The organism is Kitasatospora sp. P5_F3 (genome assembly GCF_054049135.1).
This window is the reverse complement of the sequence record NZ_JBFUMY010000186.1, coordinates 1-1,430: the sequence shown is the minus strand read 5'-3', so window position 1 is coordinate 1,430 and position 1,430 is coordinate 1. Positions and strand designations below refer to the sequence as shown.

Genomic DNA, 1,430 nt, shown 5'->3' with positions numbered 1-1,430 from the left:
CCCGTACACAGTCCGCCGCGTCGGCCGCCGGTCGGCCGGCGGCGGCGGCCCAGGCCCGGCCGACGGCCGAGGCCGACGCGAACTGCTCCAGGCAGCCGCGCTGGCCGCAGGCGCACCGGGTCCCCCCGGGGCGTACGACGATGTGGCCGATCTCGCCCGCAGCGCCGTTCGCACCCGCCTCGATCCGCCCGCCGATGCCGATCGCGCCCGCGATACCGGTGCCGAGGGCGAGGAAGAGGAAACGGTCGACGTCCCGGCCCGCGCCGATCCGGCTCTCGGCGAGCCCGCCGGTCCGGACGTCGTGACCGAGGGCGACGGGGAGGGCGCCCAGCCGGTCGCTGAGCAGCGCGCCGAGCGGGACGTCGCGCCAGCCGAGGTTGGCGGCGTAGACGGCGGTACCGGTCGCGCTGTCGATGATGCCGGGCACGGCGACGCCGACCGCCAAGGCCGGTTCGCCGAGATGACGTTCGCCGTGGCCGCGCAGTTCGGCGGCGAAGTCGAGGATGGACTCCACCACCGCGTCGGGTCCGCGCTCACGGCGGGTGGCCAACTGCGAACGGTGCAGCATTTCGCCGCCCGCTCCGATCAAGCCGGCCTTGATTCCGGTACCGCCCACATCCAGGGCTATGACGTGTTTCACGGGAGACAGTGTGGCCTATCCCCGCGAATTGATCCAGCCCGTGCGGACGGCTTTTCGGATTCCGGCAACCAGTTGACGTATTGTCGGAGAAATGCATAGCATCATCCCGCGGTCAAATCCTCATTTCAGAGTAGAAGAGTGGTGTCTCTTGTGATCCTTACGGGGCCTGAAATCGTTGAATCCGCGAGAAATGGAAAGATCTCTATATCGCCGTTCAATCGTGACCAGGTGAATCCGAACAGCTACAACGTCTGCCTCGGTGAAACGCTCGTCACCTACACGAGCGGCGTCATCGACGCGTACCGGCCGAACCCGACCGACGCCATGAAGATGGACTCCGACGGCTACGTGCTGCAGCCCGACGAGCTCTACCTGGGGCACACGGTGGAGGAGGTCGGCTCGGACTGCTTCGTGCCGCTGCTCTTCGGGCGGTCCTCGGTCGGGCGGCTCGGGCTCTTCGTGGAGATCACCGCCCCGATCGGGGACATCGGATTCCACGGCCAGTGGACCCTGATGCTGTCGCCGATCCGGCCGCTGCGGGTGTACCCGGGTATGAAGATCGGGCAGATCATGTTCTTCGACACGCTCGGTGAGATCGAACCGTATTCCGGGAAGTACCAGGGGGCCGTCGGTCCGCAGGAATCGCGCTACTGGCGTGACAAATTGGGGCAGCTGTGATTCTCACCCGAGCCGAAATCGTCAAGGCGGTCGAGGCGGGCGATATCGCCATCGAGCCGTTCGATCCCCGCCGGCTGTCGCCGAACGCCTATGACTGGCGGCTCGGCGACAC

3 protein-coding genes are annotated in these 1,430 nt (G+C 67.3%); 2 read left to right on the top strand and 1 reads right to left on the bottom strand.

Translation table 11 applies throughout. The features are described from left to right. A partial coding sequence (locus tag ACXJMZ_RS37225) for an ROK family protein (protein ID WP_457034419.1) occupies positions 1 to 640 on the bottom strand: 640 nt, incomplete at its 3' end. Between the two features lie 150 nt (positions 641 to 790). Here ACXJMZ_RS37225 and dcd point away from each other — a divergent pair. After that, positions 791 to 1,318 carry a dCTP deaminase gene (gene dcd, locus ACXJMZ_RS37220; protein WP_057235727.1) on the top strand — a complete coding sequence of 176 codons (528 nt, stop codon included), beginning with the start codon at positions 791 to 793 and terminating at the stop codon, positions 1,316 to 1,318. Continuing rightward, the coding region (locus tag ACXJMZ_RS37215; RefSeq protein WP_457034420.1) for a dCTP deaminase domain-containing protein at positions 1,315 to 1,430 on the top strand (116 nt) is incomplete at its 3' end. The genes dcd and ACXJMZ_RS37215, both read left to right, overlap by 4 nt.